Annotated in this window: 15 protein-coding genes; 5 read left to right on the forward strand and 10 right to left on the reverse strand. The window is 31.4% G+C overall.

The features are described from left to right. Window positions 1-64: 64 nt before the first annotated feature. The 4 genes from leuB to leuC form a co-directional block, all read right to left on the reverse strand. Entirely contained in the window at window positions 65-1120 is a 1056-nt protein-coding gene (gene leuB, locus WHD08_RS06215; RefSeq protein WP_208888828.1) for a 3-isopropylmalate dehydrogenase, read from the reverse strand. Window positions 1121-1356: 236 nt separating this feature from the next. After that, entirely contained in the window at window positions 1357-2877 is a 1521-nt protein-coding gene (locus WHD08_RS06220) for an alpha-isopropylmalate synthase regulatory domain-containing protein (RefSeq protein WP_208888827.1), read from the reverse strand. Between the two features lie 21 nt (window positions 2878-2898). Next, entirely contained in the window at window positions 2899-3498 is a 600-nt protein-coding gene (gene leuD, locus WHD08_RS06225) for a 3-isopropylmalate dehydratase small subunit (RefSeq protein WP_208888826.1), read from the reverse strand. A gap of 10 nt (window positions 3499-3508) precedes the next feature. Then, window positions 3509-4915 carry a 3-isopropylmalate dehydratase large subunit gene (gene leuC / locus WHD08_RS06230; RefSeq protein ID WP_208888825.1) on the reverse strand — a complete coding sequence of 469 codons (1407 nt, stop codon included), beginning with the start codon at window positions 4913-4915 and terminating at the stop codon, window positions 3509-3511. 951 nt (window positions 4916-5866) lie between these two features. On the opposite strand from leuC, the gene WHD08_RS06235 reads away from it, so the two are divergent. The 3 genes from WHD08_RS06235 to WHD08_RS06245 all read left to right on the forward strand — a co-directional run bounded on the left by WHD08_RS06235 (window position 5867) and on the right by WHD08_RS06245 (window position 8936). Beyond that, entirely contained in the window at window positions 5867-6163 is a 297-nt protein-coding gene (locus WHD08_RS06235) for a Bor family protein (RefSeq protein WP_208888824.1), read from the forward strand. A 60-nt stretch (window positions 6164-6223) separates the two neighbouring features. Then, window positions 6224-6427, forward strand: coding sequence for a hypothetical protein (locus WHD08_RS06240; protein WP_208888823.1), 204 nt, complete (start codon window positions 6224-6226; stop codon window positions 6425-6427). Between the two features lie 208 nt (window positions 6428-6635). Then, on the forward strand, window positions 6636-8936 hold the full coding sequence (locus WHD08_RS06245; protein ID WP_208888822.1) for a DUF1566 domain-containing protein: 2301 nt from the start codon (window positions 6636-6638) through the stop codon (window positions 8934-8936). A 213-nt stretch (window positions 8937-9149) separates the two neighbouring features. On the opposite strand, the gene WHD08_RS06250 is transcribed toward WHD08_RS06245, so the two are convergent. Then, the gene (locus tag WHD08_RS06250; RefSeq protein ID WP_208888821.1) at window positions 9150-10070 is read right to left on the reverse strand and encodes a 1-phosphofructokinase family hexose kinase; all 921 of its coding nucleotides are present in this window, start codon (window positions 10068-10070) and stop codon (window positions 9150-9152) included. Window positions 10071-10362: 292 nt separating this feature from the next. Between WHD08_RS06250 and WHD08_RS06255 the strand changes: the two genes are divergently transcribed. Both WHD08_RS06255 and WHD08_RS06260 read left to right on the forward strand, forming a co-directional pair. Continuing rightward, entirely contained in the window at window positions 10363-10587 is a 225-nt protein-coding gene (locus WHD08_RS06255; protein WP_208888820.1) for a hypothetical protein, read from the forward strand. Window positions 10588-10594: 7 nt separating this feature from the next. Next, on the forward strand, window positions 10595-11089 hold the full coding sequence (locus tag WHD08_RS06260; RefSeq protein WP_208888819.1) for a TlpA family protein disulfide reductase: 495 nt from the start codon (window positions 10595-10597) through the stop codon (window positions 11087-11089). A 179-nt stretch (window positions 11090-11268) separates the two neighbouring features. Here the strand turns inward: WHD08_RS06260 and WHD08_RS06265 are convergent, their stop codons facing one another. From WHD08_RS06265 to WHD08_RS06285, 5 genes are all read right to left on the reverse strand, one after another. Beyond that, window positions 11269-12075 (reverse strand): enoyl-ACP reductase FabI, encoded by an 807-nt coding sequence (locus WHD08_RS06265; RefSeq protein ID WP_208888818.1) that lies wholly within the window; start codon window positions 12073-12075, stop codon window positions 11269-11271. Window positions 12076-12185: 110 nt separating this feature from the next. After that, window positions 12186-13838: a DNA repair protein RecN gene (gene recN, locus WHD08_RS06270; RefSeq protein ID WP_208888817.1), complete on the reverse strand. Its 1653-nt coding sequence runs from the start codon at window positions 13836-13838 to the stop codon at window positions 12186-12188. Window positions 13839-13909: 71 nt separating this feature from the next. Further along, the gene (locus WHD08_RS06275; protein WP_208888816.1) at window positions 13910-14800 is read right to left on the reverse strand and encodes a DUF4835 family protein; all 891 of its coding nucleotides are present in this window, start codon (window positions 14798-14800) and stop codon (window positions 13910-13912) included. Between the two features lie 83 nt (window positions 14801-14883). After that, the gene (gene coaBC / locus WHD08_RS06280; protein WP_208888815.1) at window positions 14884-16095 is read right to left on the reverse strand and encodes a bifunctional phosphopantothenoylcysteine decarboxylase/phosphopantothenate--cysteine ligase CoaBC; all 1212 of its coding nucleotides are present in this window, start codon (window positions 16093-16095) and stop codon (window positions 14884-14886) included. Next, window positions 16095-16415 (reverse strand): DNA-directed RNA polymerase subunit omega, encoded by a 321-nt coding sequence (locus WHD08_RS06285; RefSeq protein WP_165730089.1) that lies wholly within the window; start codon window positions 16413-16415, stop codon window positions 16095-16097. The genes coaBC and WHD08_RS06285 overlap by 1 nt, the downstream gene beginning before the upstream one ends. Between the last annotated feature and the right edge of the window lie 5 nt (window positions 16416-16420).

Here is a 16420-nt window from a genome sequence, read left to right on the forward strand (position 1 = left end):
GAAATTATTTAAGATTTAAAACCTCAATAAGTTCTCGACTGGGCTCGAACGGACATAGATAATCCTAGATATTTTTAGCTAACCAGTCTCCTACTTCTTTAGTTCCGTAAGATTTTCCTCCGTCTGCTAAATCTTCAGTAACAAAACCTGCATCTAAAGCACTATTTACAGCTGCTCTAATTGCTTTTCCTTCTTCATGTAAACCAAAGTTTTCAAACATCATTGCTGCAGATAAAACAGTAGCCATTGGGTTTGCAATATTTAATCCTGTTGCTTGCGGATAAGAACCGTGTATTGGCTCAAATAAAGCATTTTCAGTTCCTACAGATGCACTTGGCATTAATCCCATAGAACCAGAAATCACAGAAGCTTCATCCGTTAAAATGTCTCCGAATAAGTTTTCAGTAATTAAAACATCATAACTATTTGGCCATTGTACCAAACGCATTGCAACTGCATCTACAAACTCATAAGAAACTTCAACCTCTGGATAATCTTTTTCCATTGCTTGTACAGTTTCTCTCCATAAACGAGAAGTTTCTAAAACGTTTGCTTTATCTACACAACATAATTTTTTAGAACGAGTCATTGCCAATTCAAAACCTTTTACAGCCAATCTTTGTACCTCAGCTCTTGTATAAACACAATTATCGAATGCAGTTTCACCACCATCTCTTCTACCTTTTTCACCAAAGTAAATTCCTCCAGTTAATTCACGTAAAAAAACCAAATCAGTTCCCTCTATTCTTTCTCTTTTTAATGGAGATTTATCTAACAAAGAAGGAAACGTAAACGTTGGTCTTACATTTGCAAATAAGCCTAATTTTTTACGCATTTTTAATAAACCTTGCTCTGGACGAACCGTTGCAGAAGGATCATTATCATACTTTGGATGCCCAATTGCACCAAATAAAACAGCATCTGAAGCTACACAAATATCATGTGTTGCATCTGGATAAGGTTCACCAACTGCATCAATTGCAGCAGCACCAGTTAAAGCTGGATTCCAAGTAATTTCGTGGTTAAATTTCTTAGCAATTGCATCAGATACTTTTACTGCTTGGTCAATTACTTCAGGTCCTATTCCGTCTCCTGCTAATAATGCGATATTTAATTTCATGTGTTTAATTTTTATTGAATGATTAAAAGATTAAATAATTCAATCTTTTAATTTTAAATTTACTTTTTTATCGTAATGTCACATCGAGTGAAATTCTTTTTTCAAGAATTTTGTATCGAGATGTTTTAATTATTGAATAGTTTTTCGTTTTCTAAAATGTTCTCGATATAATTTTTAAAAAAGAATCGAAAATCACTCGAACTGACAGACTGAATACTGCCTACTGCGAACTTTTTTTAAATAATATTCAACATTTTCTCGGTAGCTTTAATTGCAGATACTGTTTGATCTGAATCTAAACCACGAGTAATAAATTCTTTTTCTTCTAATTTCCAAGTGATAATTGTTTCACACAAAGCATCAGAATTACTTCCCGGAGGAATTCTTACCGCATAGTCTATTAAAGACGGTAAATCTCTTTTACTGTGTTTTTTATACAACTTACGCAAAGCATTCATAAAGGCATCAAACTGCCCATCTCCTTGTGCATGTGCTTCATATTGCACGCCTTCTACTCTTAATTGTAAAGTGGTAGATGGTTTCATTCCTTTTGCATGTCCTAAAACATAATTTTCTACAACAACACGCTTTTCAATAGCATTACTGTCTAAAACATCAGAAATAATATAAGGTAAATCTTCTTGAGAAACGACTTCTTTTTTATCGCCTAATTCAATAATTCTTTGGGTAACTTTCCTTAGCTCTTCATCATTTAAACTCAGACCTAAATCTTGTAAGTTTTTCTGAATATTTGCCTTTCCAGATGTTTTTCCTAATGCGTATTTACGTTTTCTACCAAAACGTTCTGGCATTAAATCATTAAAATAAAGGTTGTTTTTATTATCTCCATCTGCATGAATTCCGGCAGTTTGCGTAAAAACATTTGCACCTACAACCGGTTTATTTACAGGAATTCGAAAACCAGAAAAAGTTTCTACAAGTTTACTAACTTTATTTAATGCTTTTTCATTAACAGTGATTTTTACATCCGTAAGGAAATCATTAATAACAGCAATTACACTTGCCATTGGTGCATTTCCTGCACGTTCTCCCATCCCATTTATGGTTAAATGCAAACCATTTGCACCCGCTTTTATAGCTTCCATAACATTGGCAACTCCTAAATCATAATCATTATGACCATGAAAATCGAAATGCGTTGTTGGGTATTTTTCTCGAACTTCAGCAATGAATTTAAAAGTTTCATCGTGCGTTAAAATACCTAAAGTATCTGGCAATAAAATACGTTCTATATTTAGAGCCGTTAAGAAATCTAAATATTCAAAAACATATTCTTTAGAATTACGCATTCCGTTAGACCAATCTTCTAAATATACATTGGTTTTAATGTTATGCGTAGCAGCCGACTCAATATTTGCTTTGATATCTGCAAAATGTTGTGCTGGCGTTTTTTTAAGTTGATGTGTTAAGTGGTTTAAAGATCCTTTGGTTAATAAATTCTGAACTTTAGCGCCAGCCTCTAGCATCCAATCGATAGATTTTCCTCCATCAACAAAAGTTAATACTTCTATTTTTTCTAAACATTTTTGTTCAGAAGCCCAAGAAGTTATTTTTTTAACAGCTTCTAATTCTCCTTCAGAAACTCTTGCAGATGCTATTTCTAAACGATCTACTTTTAATTCTTCTAAGAGTAATTTTGCGATTGTTAATTTTTCGGAAACTGAAAACGACACTCCTGATGTTTGTTCTCCATCACGTAGTGTCGTATCCATTATTTCAATCTTTCTTCTAGCCATATTTAACCTAAAAAAGTATTCTTAAAATGGTCTTGTTTCAGCAAAAGCAGAAATTTCGTTTTCGATGTTTTTTAAGTAATCAATATCATCAAAACCGTTTAACATATTGTCTTTTTTGTAGGTATTAATTACAAAAGATTCAGATTCACCAGTTGCAACTAAAGTTACTTTCTGGTTTGGTAAATCTACTTTAATTTCTGTTTTAGGATCTGCCATAATTGCAGCAAATAATGTGTCTGCAAATGCTGCAGAAACTTGTACAGGTAAAACCCCTACGTTTAAACAGTTATTTTTAAAGATATCTGCAAAGGCAGATGAGATGACGCAACGTAAACCAAAATCGTACACAGACCAAGCTGCGTGCTCTCTAGAAGAACCAGAACCAAAGTTTCTACCTCCTACTAATATTTTAGAACCTGCATAAATTTCTTTGTTTAATGGAAAATCTGCTTTTGGTGTTCCGTCTTGTTCAAATCTCCAGTCACGGAAAAAATTGATATCAAAATCTTTACGCTCAGTTGCTTTTAAGAAACGAGCAGGAATTATTTGATCTGTATCTACATTTTCTGTAGGTAAAGGATATGCTGTACTTGTTAGTACGTCAAATTTATCGTAAGCCATGTTTTCTGTGTTAAGCGTTAGCGTTTAAAATTGTTCTTGGATCCGTTACTACTCCGCTAACTGCAGATGCTGCAGCTACCAATGGAGAAGCTAATAATGTTCTAGATCCTGGTCCTTGTCTTCCTTCGAAGTTTCTGTTTGATGTTGAAACTGATAATTTTCCTGAAGGAACTTTATCATCATTCATAGCCAAACAAGCTGAACAACCTGGTTCTCTTAAAACAAAACCTGCATCTGTAATTATTTTATCTAATCCTTCTGCTTTTATTTGATCTACCACTTTATGTGATCCTGGTACTAACCAAGCAGTTACATTAGGTGCTTTTTGTCTTCCTTTTACAATAGAACAGAATCCTCTAAAGTCTTCTATACGTCCGTTTGTACAAGAACCTAAAAACACAAAGTCTATTTCTTTTCCAATCATAGAATCTCCTTCGTTAAAAGACATATATCCTAATGATTTTCTGTAAGTTTCTACTCCACCTTCTAAACTTTCTGCAGTAGGAATTGATTTAGTTACGCCCATTCCCATTCCTGGGTTTGTTCCGTAAGTAATCATTGGCTCGATATCTGCTGCGTCATAATTAAATTCAACATCAAACTCTGCTCCTTCTTCTGTATATAAAGTTTCCCAATATTTCATTGCGGTGTCCCAATCTGCTCCTTTAGGAGTTTGAGCACGACCTTTTAAATATTCGAAAGTTTTAGCATCTGGAGCAATCATACCTCCACGTGCTCCCATCTCTATAGATAAGTTACACACAGTCATACGACCTTCCATAGACATATCTTCAAAAACATCTCCAGCATATTCAACAAAAAATCCAGTTGCACCAGAAGTCGTTTGTTTTGAAATAATATATAAAGCAACATCTTTAGGAGTTACACCCAAACCTAATTTACCGTTTACGTTAATACGCATCGATTTAGGTTTTGGTTGCATAATACATTGTGTAGATAATACCATTTCTACTTCCGAAGTACCAATACCAAAGGCAATAGCACCAAAAGCACCATGCGTAGATGTATGAGAATCTCCACAAACAATAGTTGCTCCAGGCAATGTAATTCCGTTTTCCGGACCTACAACGTGTACAATTCCATTATTAAGATCTCCTAAACCCCAGTGAGAAATACCATGCTTTTTTGCATTTCTTTCTAAAGCATCTAACTGATTTGCAGATAAAGGATCTTCTACAGGTAAATGTTGATTTATGGTTGGTGTGTTGTGATCTGCCGTTGCGAATGTACGCGCAGGATATACAACACTGTTTCCTCTACTTTCTAAGCCTAAAAAAGCTACAGGGCTTGTAACTTCGTGGATAAAGTGACGGTCTATAAAAAACACATCTGGTCCGTCTTTAACTTGACGAACAACGTGTGAATCCCATACTTTGTCAAATAATGTATTTGCCATTTGTTTGTTCTTTAATTATTTAAATGATAATCAGCTACCAAAAATAACATTTTATTGTGTTTTATAAATATTTAAACGTTTAAACATACTATACCCAACGGTTACACATTTCACTAAAACACTATATAACAAATCATTACATTATTAAAAAATACGATGTCTATTTATTTTGTAGGGTTATAATTTATTTTAATTCTTTCTTTTTATCGATTGATAAGTGCAGTGAAATACTTAGAATAGATGGTGATTTATATACAATTCGCTTTTATTTAATAAATACAATAATGAACTTACAGAGAACATTTATAATCATTACAAAATAAGATTCCCCAATCGGAAAAAACTCATTTTGAAATGACATACTTAACCTAATATATATCATATAAAAAATATAGAGTAGAATGGTTACCTCGCTCTTCTAAACTTAATCAAAACTCACCTTTGTCATTTAGAACGACAAAGGAGGGGAAATCTAAAAATTACCTGAAAGTGAAATTTCTCAAATACTGAAAACAAACTTATTTCAGCATGACTACTATAAAACGAATCACTTTACGGAAAGCCTTACTTAATTCAATTCATTAGGGACTACTTTTACATAGAAAACAATGATTTTTAACCTAGTTTATAAATTATAATCAAGTAATAAGAAATGTAGTTACAATTTAAATATTTGTAATTATTTTAAAATCAACCTATAAGGATTATGTTAAAAAAAACACAAAAAAAATTAAAAGTAAAGAAGTCTAAAACCAATATTATCACTAATTTTAACATTACAAATTCTTCTTATTTGCTATGAAAGAATTTCTAAATTAGAATATAAAACTTAAAAAAGATTAACTTCATTTGCAAAATGAAAGACTAATCTGCATAAATTATGGGTATAAAATGCCCTAACAAAACTCAATAAAGAGTATTATAAATAATGTTTAATTTAAAACTTAAAAAATGATTAAAAATTCAATGAAAATGATGACTGTTTTATTTGCTTCATCAATGTTATTATCTTCTTGTTATTCTTACACAAGTGTTGTAGGTGAAGGTGCTAAAGGGAATTCTCAAACAACTCAATGGAATCATTATGTTGTTTATGGATTAGCTCCAGTTGGAGTTTCTGACTCTAAAAAAATGGCAGATGGTGCAAAAGATTATACTGTTTTCACTAGACAATCATTTGTTAACGGATTAGTATCTGCTTTAACATTCGGAATTTATACTCCATCTACAACTACAGTAACTAAATAGTTTGTAAATTAAATAAAAGAAGGTAATTTAACAGTTACCTTCTTTTTGAATAATCTGAAAATGAAAAAAATAATATTTTATATTTCTTCTGTAATTTCGATAATATTACTAATCAGTATTTTTAATATTCTAAATAATGATTTTGATAGATTAACTGAATATGGTTTTGGTTATTTAATTGGAAAAATTATACTTCTTTTAATATTTGTAACACTAACTCTTTTAACAAAAAGTGCTGTTTGGAAAAAAAAAGAATCCAAATAACATTCTATTAAAAAAAAGAGGTTTTTCTTAAAAATAGCTAGATTTTAAACTCTAAAGTTAAGAAAGCTTTTCTGCAAGAAAAAAGAAAATGAACATCTGCTGTCACTTAAAAAAACTCATTTTGGAATGACAGTACTTCTAAAATTAATAGTTTTTATAATAAATTAAACCTTACACATAAAATTAGGTCTTATACAAAAACTTATTTATGAGATCCTATTTTCTTTTAATTGCTCTTTGTTTAAGTATCAATTTCCCTTTATTATCTCAACAAAACACCAACCAGTTAAATGCTACAATTATTGGTTCTGGTTCGCCAAAATTTAATACAGAACGAGCTGGACCTTCAGTATTAATTTCTTACAAAAACACTAATATTTTGGTTGATATGGGGAACGGAACCCAAGCTAATTTGAATAAACTCAATACCAAAATAAGAAGTATAGACGGCTTGTTGTTTACACATCATCATTTAGATCATAATGAAGAGTTTACGCCTATTTTTATTCAATCTCTTTTAGGCGGAAATAAAGTAACTATTTCAGGTCCTGCCCCTACCACTACCATGGTTCATAATATTTTAGATACTTATGAGGAAGATATTAATTATCGACTTTCTAAATCTGGTCGAAGTTTAAAAAATGCCATTAAAAACAGTACATATACCGATTTGAAAGGAAATGAGTCTTTTACTATTGGAGAGATAAAAATTACCACCACTCCCGTAAATCACACCATTACTACACTCGCATATCGTTTTGAAACTAGCAACCAATCTATTGTAATTTCTGGAGATTTAATCTATTCTAAATCCTTATCTGTCTTGGCAAAAAATGTCGATTATTTAATTATGGATTCTGGCGGAGCTATTGAATTAGGCAAAAAAGCTAGACCTAATGGAAATCAGAATAATAGAAAAAACACCCAAAAAGCACATGTTAATTTGGCTGAAAGTTCTTTAATGGCAAAAGAAGCGAATGTTAAAAACGTAGTGTTAACTCATTTTAATTTTACAGATATTGACGAAGCAGCTACTACCGCAGAAATGAGGAAAAACTATAAAGGAAATGTGCTTTTTGCAAAAGATTTAATGAAAATTCCAGTAGATAAAAGTATTGTAATTAAAAATAAAACAGCGCAACAACTTTCTTACCCAATTGTAGACACGAATGTAAAAGACTTTTATTCTGATGTAGAAAGTATTTCTAATCCCACAGTAAACGAAGCTTTTTACGGTCAGGATGCTAATTATTTAGGCAATACTCCTTCTTACACAAACAATAACAACCAAACCATAACAGACAATGTTACTGGATTGATGTGGCAAAAAGACATGGGAGAAAAAATGACTTTTGAGGAAGCTTTTTCTAAAGCCGAGAATGCTACTTTAGGTGGTTATTCAGATTGGAGAATCCCTACGATTAAAGAATTGTATTCTCTTATTTTATTCTCTGGACAAGTAAAAGGTGAAAAAGCTATTAAAATGTTTATTGATACCGAATATTTCAATCAACCTTTAGGTGATATCAATGCCAATGAACGTGAAATTGATGCACAAACTTGGAGCGCCACCGAATATGTTGGTAAAACCATGAATGCTGATGCAACTGTTTTTGGAGTAAATTTTGTTGATGGTAGAATTAAAGGATATCCTAAAAATAATCCTAGAACTAAAAATGAGAATAAAATGTATTTTAGAATGGTTCGTGGAAATACAGCCTACGGAGAAAATAATTTTATTGACAACAATGATGGAACTATTAGTGATTTAGCAACAGGATTAATGTGGCAAAAAGCAGATGATGGAATAGGTAAAGACTGGGAAACGTCTCTTTCTTATGCTGAAAATTTAGAATTGGCTTCTCATTCAGATTGGCGTTTGCCAAATGCAAAAGAACTACAAAGTATTGTTGATTATTCGCGATCTATACAAACAACAAATTCACCAGCAATTAATCCTCTTTTTGAAACCACAAAAATTACTGATCCGAATGGAGATGAACAATATCCTTATTTTTCGACGAGCACTTCTCATTTAGACGGTAGAAATCCGTTTGCAAGTGCCGTTTATATTGCTTTTGGAGAAGCACAAGGTAAAATGAGAAATCGTTTAATGGATGTTCATGGAGCTGGAGCACAAAGAAGTGATCCTAAAAGTGGTATGAAAGAAAATTATCCAGAATATTTTGGTCCACAAGGCGATGTAAAATATGTCTATAATTACGTGAGGGCTGTTAAAGACATAACACCAACCACAAAATTAAATACAGACACATCAACAATACAAACACAAAAAGAAGCAACTAAAACGGAACAAAAACCAGCTAGAAATAACAATAATACTCCTCCTTTTTTTTCTGAATTATTAGACAAAATGGATACCAATAAAGATAAAAAACTAAGCAAATCTGAAGTAAAAGGAAGGTTGAAAGAAAATTTTGATCAAAGAGATACAAACGGAGATAGTTTTATTACGGAAGAGGAAATGACAAGAAGAGGAAATAGATAAAAAGCTACTTGATTGCTACTTTAAAAAAAGTTAGCAAGCAGTTCTAGCCCTGATTGAAACGACATCCTTTTTTATTTTTCATAAAAAAGATATAGTGGAAAGCAGGAAATAGCTTCCTAAAAAATTTATCATCCGTAAAAAAAAAAATCAGGATAATTTCACATCTATTTTACAAAGCGATTACTTTGTTTCTAAAAAATGCTAAATACCATTTTATAATAATTTTAAAATTTTCTCTATATTTTCTTTGTGTGCCAAATCAGATCCTTCACTTAAGGTTGCAGATACACCACAGGCAACGCCCCAACGTAACATATTTTTAGGAGTTTCATTTTGTGTGATTGCATAAATTAAACCTGCCACCATACTGTCTCCTGCTCCAATAGTACTATTTACAGAAATCACAGGTGACGAAACATATTCAATTCCGTTTTTATGCGCCATAAACGCACCATCTTTCCCTAAAGAAACTACTACATATTGTGCTGTTTTATTTGTAACGAGTTGCATTGCAAAAGCTTCTTGTGCTACTTTATTTAAAGATTTTTTACCTGCTAATCTGGCCAATTCTTTTTGATTCGGTTTTATTAAAAACAATTCATTTTTTAAAACTTCGTTAAAAACAGGTCCGGAGGTATCAACAATTACTTTTACGCCTTTTACTGTTAAGTTCTGAATGATTTTAGAGTAATAATCTGTCGGCAATCCTTTTGGTAAACTTCCACTAATAACAAAAATATCATTGGTAGCCACCTGTACATTTATTAACGCTTCTAAATGGGCTAATTCATCTTCAGAAAACGGACTTGTAGGCATTCCGAATCTATATTGTAATTTTGTTTCTGTATTAAAGACCGCAAAATTCTCTCTAGTTAAATTAGAAATTGGCGTACTAATTACTTGTACATTTTGTTCTTGTAACAACTCTACCAAATGCTCTCCTGTTTTACCTCCGTAAGGAAACAAACAATGACTTTCTACAGCCAACCGGTGTAAAACTCTAGAAATATTTACACCGCCTCCTCCCGGATGATAGGTAATATCATAACACTCTAATTTATCAAAAGGTGTCATTTCATCTATTTTAGCACTTTTATCTAACGCAGGATTTATGGTAAGTGTAACTACTTTCATTATTCGTTTTTTGGTTATAGTAAAGATAGTATTCTTTTCTTTTTTCTATAGATGAAAAAAGAAACAAAAAATCTAAACTTATTCTATAAGATTGAATATAAAATAATTGAAATCCTTTATCATTCACAATGATGGTTCATCTTGCATTATTAATCATGACCTATAAAGCAGTAAAAATCTATTAATTATAAAGCTACGAGATTCCTCAATCTCTTAAAAAAAATTATATCGGAATGAATATACTGACTGTTCTTATTTCAATTCTTGTATATTGCATTTACAAATAAATATTATGAAAATAAACTTATTGTCTTGTGATGCACAAAGACCAGATAAGAGAGCTATTGCTAGATGTATTGTAGAAATTTCGATGAACATTTCTGAATCTTTATCTAATGAACTTACAGAAATACTTTTAGAAGGTGACGTTGTAGATATTGAAATGGAAGATAAAAATACTGGTTCTTCTTTAAGAGCACTAAGAAAATTAAGTATTGATTACGAAATCATAGAATAAAAAACAGATGAAAAAAATTACCTTATTATCTATTTGTCTCTTTTTTATGACTTCCTACGCGCAACAAAAAAAGATGTGGGCCAAGTCTTTTTTAAATAAAAAAGCACCAGAATTAGTGGTTAGTAAATGGTTAACGGATAAACCTGAAACGGAAGGTAAATTTGTTTTAATCGATTTTTGGGCAACTTGGTGTGGACCTTGTGTAAAAGGTATTCCAGAAATGAATTCTTTTTATAAAGAGTTTGCTAAAGAGATGGTGGTTATTGGTCTCAGTAATGAATCTACGGCTAAAATTGAACGTTTTAATAAAGCTAAAATTGAATATTATAGTGCGATTGATAGAAGAGCTAGACTTAATAGAGCCTTAGAAATTAAAGGAATTCCGCATTGTATAATTATTGATCCTAATGGGATTGTTGTTTGGGAAGGTTGGCCTCAACTAAAAGGTTTTGAGTTGACTTCGGAAGTTATACAAGGGCTTATTGATGCTTATAAAGCTTAAATAAGTAAACTAGTTTAACTCTTATTGAAGCATTTGTTTGAGCTCTTTTTTATTATTTCTCTAATTAAAAAAAAGTGAGTGTCTTTCCACTACACTCAAGATAACCTCATAACAAGAAATAGCTTCAAATAAAAATATTTATATGAAGCTATTTTAAAAAAATCAGATTGAATATATGGTTATTCAAATTTATCCATAACAGCATCACTTACTCCCATGTTAGAGAATCCGCCATCGTGAAATAAATTTTGTAAAGTTACTTTCTTGGTTAAATCAGAGAAAAGTGAAATGGTATAATCTGCACAATCTGCCGCAGAAGCATTACCTAACGGACTCATTTTTTCAGAAAAATTGATAAATCCATCGAAACCTTTTACGCCATTTCCGGCAGTAGTTGGCGTTGGTGATTGAGAAATGGTATTCACTCTCACTTTAAAATCACGACCAAAATAGTAGCCAAAACTACGTGCAATAGACTCTAAATACGCTTTATTATCTGCCATATCATTATAATCTGGAAATACTCTTTGCGCCGCCATATAAGTTAAGGCAACGATAGACCCCCACTCTTTCATAGCTTTTTTATGATACAAAACATTTAAAACTTTGTGAAAAGAGACCGCAGAAACATCCCAACCTTTTTCAGTAAAATCGTAATTTGGATCTGTATAAGCTTTCTTTTTTCTAACATTTACAGACATACCAATAGAATGTAATACAAAGTCGATTTGACCACCTAGAATCTCCATAGATTTTTCTATCAAGTTTTCTAGATCTTCTATTGAAGTTGCATCTGCAGGAATAATTTGAGAATTTGTGTTCTTTGCTAAAACATCTAATTCACCCATTCTAATAGAAGCTGGTGCATTAGTTAACACAAACTCTGCTCCTTCTTCATGTGCTCTTTGTGCCGTTTTCCAAGCGATAGAATTTTCGTTTAAAGCACCAAAAATAATTCCTTTTTTTCCTTTTAGTAAGTTGTACATGTTGTTAGTGTTTGTTTTATGAGATTTCTCATTAGTTTATCTTGAGCGAAGTCGAAAGGCTAAAAAGCTCATTTCGAAATGACATTATAAACTTTTAAGTTTTATATAAACTAATTCAATAATTCTTTTGCGTGGGTAAGTGCAGAGTCAGAGATATCTTTACCACTTAGCATTTCTGCAATTTCTTTAATTCTTTCATCTGTAGATAAAAGTTTTAAATTGGTTGTGGTTACTCCTTTTACTTCCTGTTTATACACTTTGTAATGATTCGCTCCTTTTGCAGCAATTTGCGGTAAATGCGTAATAGCAATTACTTGCATATTAGCACTCATTTTTTGCATAATTGCGGCTATTTTATTTGAAACTTCACCAGAAACTCCAGTATCAATTTCATCAAAAATAATGGTTGGTAATTGTGTGTTTTCTGATAAAATTGTTTTTACAGACAACATAATTCTAGACAATTCTCCACCAGAAGCTACTTTTTTCAATTCTCCAAAACTACCTCCTTTGTTTGCAGAAAAAAGAAATTCTAATTCGTCTTTTCCGTTTGCAAAATAATTTTTAGTTTGTTTTATTTTTATTGAAAAACGAGCGTTTTCCATACCTAAATCAGACAATAAAGCTTGTAGTTCTTTATTTAATTTAGGAATTGACTTTGTTCTTGCATTCGAAATTAAATCGGCAACTTTATCTAATTTTAAAGAAATTTCATCTATCTCCTTTTGCTTCTCAATAATGACTTCGTCTGCAGACTCTACTTGCGCTACTTTTTTTGAAAGTTCTTCGAAAACTTTAAGTAATTCTACATTATTACTTACTGTATGTTTCTTCTGTAAATTATATAGTAATTGTAATCTATCGTTAATTTCTTCTGCTTCATTCGGATTAAAATCTACATTTTCATTAGCGTCTTCTAACTCAGAAACAATATCATCGATTTCAATCTTCACAGAAGTAACTCTTTCTGAAAGTACTTGATATTCTTTAGAGAATGTTGCAATTTTAGACAATCTATTTTCTAATGTATTTAGCAAATTCTGAATTCCGATTTCTTCATTCACCGTAATTTCTAAAGCTTCCGATAAATTCCCTTTTATATCTTCTATATTATTCAGCTTTTCTAAACGTTCCTCTAAATCATCTTGTTCTTCCGCCTTAATTTTAGCTTCTTCTAACTCTTTAAAAAGATGCAAATTGTATTCGTATTGTTGATTAGCTTCTTTCTGTTGGTCTTTTAATTTAGAAAATTCTCTCTTTAATTTACTTAACTGCGAAAAACCACGTTTGTAAGAAGCTATTTTTGCTGTATTTTTTGCTAAAGCATCTAAAATTGAAAACTGAAAAAGATTGTCTGATAATTCTATGGTTTGATGCTGAGAATGCACATCAATCAATTTTGTTCTTAATTTATTTAAAACAGACAACGTTACGGGCGTATCATTTACAAAAGCTCTAGACTTACCAGATGGTAAAATCTCTCTTCTAATAATGGTTTCTGCTTCGTAATCTAAATCTACTTCGTTAAAAAATTCTTCTAAATTGTAATTCGCAATAGCAACTTTAGCTTCTACAACACATTTAGTGCTTGTATCTTTTAAGGATGATAAATCTGCTCTGTTACCCAAAACCAATCCTAAAGCTCCTAAAAGTATAGATTTACCTGCTCCGGTTTCACCTGTAATAATAGATAAACCTGAAGAAAAATCAATAGATAAGTGATTGATTAATGCGTAGTTATTAATGGAAAGTTGTGTTAACAAATGCTCGAAATTTTAGAAGCTAAAATTAAGGAAAATTGTATCAAGAATAAACAATAATTATAAGGAATGTTTTACTTAATATTTTTCCACTTAGGATTGTTATTCGGAGATATTTTTTTCACTATTTCAACCAGTCTATTTTTATTTCTAGAAGCAGCATCATCCGTATATAGATTTACAATTTCATCTGCTTTAGCATCAAAAAACACACGGATTAGATAATTACCAACTGTTTTATTATAGATACTTTCTAAAGAGATTACCGCCTCTTCCATGTTTTGTTTCGCAATACCATTGTTTAAAGAAAACTCATCTAATCCTTTTCTATGATACGTATAAGTAGCGGTTCTGTATGCTGAAAGCTTTGGTGATAAGAAACTATCAATCAATAAAAATCTATTTTGCTTTCCTACTACATTTTGCCAAGAAGCAATTCCACTTTGCTGCGCTTGTAACATTACATTCTCTGCAACTCTAAAAGACGACTCTCCACCATTTCTTTTAAAAGTGTCTGCATCCGCTCCCAAAACAATGTTTGCATAAAAAACAATGGTAGAGATTAAATTACTATCATAAGAATTTTTATTAAAAATTAATGGGTCGAACTCATTGTATTTAAAATTGAAATCGTTGTCTTTTAAATTTAATATAGGTGATGCGTATGTAGAACCAAAAACGGGTCTTGTAGATTGAACTTGTATGGTTGCATTAAAATTATTTGCATCTCTAGAAGTGATAATAATTGTAAAAGCACAATCTATTCTTTCTTCTGGCTTTACCTCGTTATTTGTCCATTTGGTTTGATTTACAAACTCTGACAAAGATTTTTCTAAAGTTTTAAAAACCTGAGTATTTGAACCTTGAACCTGGTTGTAGTTTACAGTTACCAAGCAATTCAATTCTTGTGCTTTTAACACAGAAACCGAAAATAAAAACAGAAAAAAGAATATAAGTTTACGCATTCGTTTTATTTTTTACTGTTTGGTCGAGCGCAGTCGAGACCTAAACTAAAACCTCCCGACTGCGCTCGAGGAGACTAGAAATTTTAAGAAATATTCTTTAAAATTTCATTCATAATATCTTTGGCCACTTCCTCTTTCGATTTTAATTCGAATGATTTTTCAGTCAAATCTTTATCAATAATAGTAACTTTATTTGTGTCTGTAGCAAAACCAGCACCTTTATCTTGCAAAGAATTTAAAACAATAGCATCTAAGTTCTTACGTTTTAGTTTCCCTTTTGCATTTTCTAGCTCATTATTGGTTTCTAAAGCAAAACCAACTAAAAATTGATTTTCTTTAATTTCACCTAAGGATGCTAAAATATCTTTTGTTGGTTCTAACTCAATCTCTAACGCAGAAGTAGTCTTTTTTATTTTCTGAGTTGCTATATTTTTTGGTCTATAATCTGCAACCGCAGCAGAAAGAATAGCAATATCTACTTCTTTAAAGTATTTGTGAGCAGCATTGTACATTTCATCTGCAGAAACCACACTTATTCTATGTACTAAAGAATGATTTATTTTTTGATGACTTGGACCAGAAATTAAAAAAACCTCTGCACCTAAATTAGCCGCTGCATTCGCAATTGCAAAGCCCATTTTACCAGAAGAATGATTTCCTATAAAACGTACAGGATCTATTGCTTCATACGTTGGACCAGCAGTCAATAAAAGTTTTTTTCCTTTTAAAGGTAATTTTGATAAAATATCATTTTCTATAAATGACACAATATCTTCTGGCTCTGCCATTCTTCCTTCACCAACTAAACCACTTGCTAACTCACCAGAAGTTGCAGGGATAATTGTATTTCCAAAAGATTTTAATTTCTGTAAACTTTCTTTGGTTGATGGATGGATGTACATATCCAAATCCATTGCAGGCGCAAAATAAATAGGACATTTTGCAGATAAATAGACTGCTAATAATAAATTATCGCAAGTACCATTTGCCATTTTAGACATCGTATTTGCAGTTGCCGGAGCAACTACCATATAATCTGCCCAAAGACCTAAATCTACATGATTATTCCAAAGCTCATTTTCTTCATCCTCCTTATTATAAAAAGTAGAATAAACAGGGTTCTTAGAAAGTGTGGAAAGTGTGAGAGGTGTTATAAAATCTTTAGACGCAGGAGTCATAATAACTTTGACCTCTGCGCCTAATTTTATAAATAAACGGACTAAACCAGCCGTTTTGTATGCAGCAATTCCAGCAGTAATTCCTAATAAAATTTTTTTACCACTTAAAACAGACATTATTCTGTTTCTGGAGTTCTAAAATAAACTTTACCGTTTAACCACTCTTCCATAGCCATAGCTGTTGGTTTTGGTAATCTTTCGTAAAATTTAGAAACTTCTATTTGCTCTTTATTTTCAAAAACTTCTTCTAAACTATCGTTATAAGTCGCAAACTCTTCTAATTTATCAACCAATTCTTTCTTTAAATCACCGTTGATTTGATTTGCTCTTTTGGCAATAATAGAAATAGCTTCATAAATATTTTGTGTAGGAGCTTCTACTTCATTCTTATTATAAGTAATAGTACTTAAAGGTGCCTTTGTATCTTTATAATCCATAATTA

It is taken from the genome of Polaribacter sejongensis, assembly GCF_038024065.1.
Classification (GTDB): domain Bacteria; phylum Bacteroidota; class Bacteroidia; order Flavobacteriales; family Flavobacteriaceae; genus Polaribacter; species Polaribacter sejongensis.

Excerpts from the sequence above, each read along its gene's own strand:
- WHD08_RS06240 (WP_208888823.1), top strand. The coding sequence starts at position 6,224 with ATGAAAAAAATAATATTTTATATTTCTTCTGTAATTTCGATAATATTA.
- WHD08_RS06255 (WP_208888820.1), top strand. The coding sequence starts at position 10,363 with ATGAAAATAAACTTATTGTCTTGTGATGCACAAAGACCAGATAAGAGA.
- WHD08_RS06265 (WP_208888818.1), bottom strand. The coding sequence starts at position 12,075 with ATGTACAACTTACTAAAAGGAAAAAAAGGAATTATTTTTGGTGCTTTA.
- coaBC (WP_208888815.1), bottom strand. The coding sequence starts at position 16,095 with ATGTCTGTTTTAAGTGGTAAAAAAATTTTATTAGGAATTACTGCTGGA.
- WHD08_RS06285 (WP_165730089.1), bottom strand. The coding sequence starts at position 16,415 with ATGGATTATAAAGATACAAAGGCACCTTTAAGTACTATTACTTATAAT.
- WHD08_RS06275 (WP_208888816.1), bottom strand. The coding sequence starts at position 14,800 with ATGCGTAAACTTATATTCTTTTTTCTGTTTTTATTTTCGGTTTCTGTG.
- WHD08_RS06260 (WP_208888819.1), top strand. The coding sequence starts at position 10,595 with ATGAAAAAAATTACCTTATTATCTATTTGTCTCTTTTTTATGACTTCC.
- WHD08_RS06245 (WP_208888822.1), top strand. The coding sequence starts at position 6,636 with ATGAGATCCTATTTTCTTTTAATTGCTCTTTGTTTAAGTATCAATTTC.
- WHD08_RS06250 (WP_208888821.1), bottom strand. The coding sequence starts at position 10,070 with ATGAAAGTAGTTACACTTACCATAAATCCTGCGTTAGATAAAAGTGCT.
- WHD08_RS06220 (WP_208888827.1), bottom strand. The coding sequence starts at position 2,877 with ATGGCTAGAAGAAAGATTGAAATAATGGATACGACACTACGTGATGGA.
- WHD08_RS06235 (WP_208888824.1), top strand. The coding sequence starts at position 5,867 with ATGATTAAAAATTCAATGAAAATGATGACTGTTTTATTTGCTTCATCA.
- leuB (WP_208888828.1), bottom strand. The coding sequence starts at position 1,120 with ATGAAATTAAATATCGCATTATTAGCAGGAGACGGAATAGGACCTGAA.
- leuD (WP_208888826.1), bottom strand. The coding sequence starts at position 3,498 with ATGGCTTACGATAAATTTGACGTACTAACAAGTACAGCATATCCTTTA.
- leuC (WP_208888825.1), bottom strand. The coding sequence starts at position 4,915 with ATGGCAAATACATTATTTGACAAAGTATGGGATTCACACGTTGTTCGT.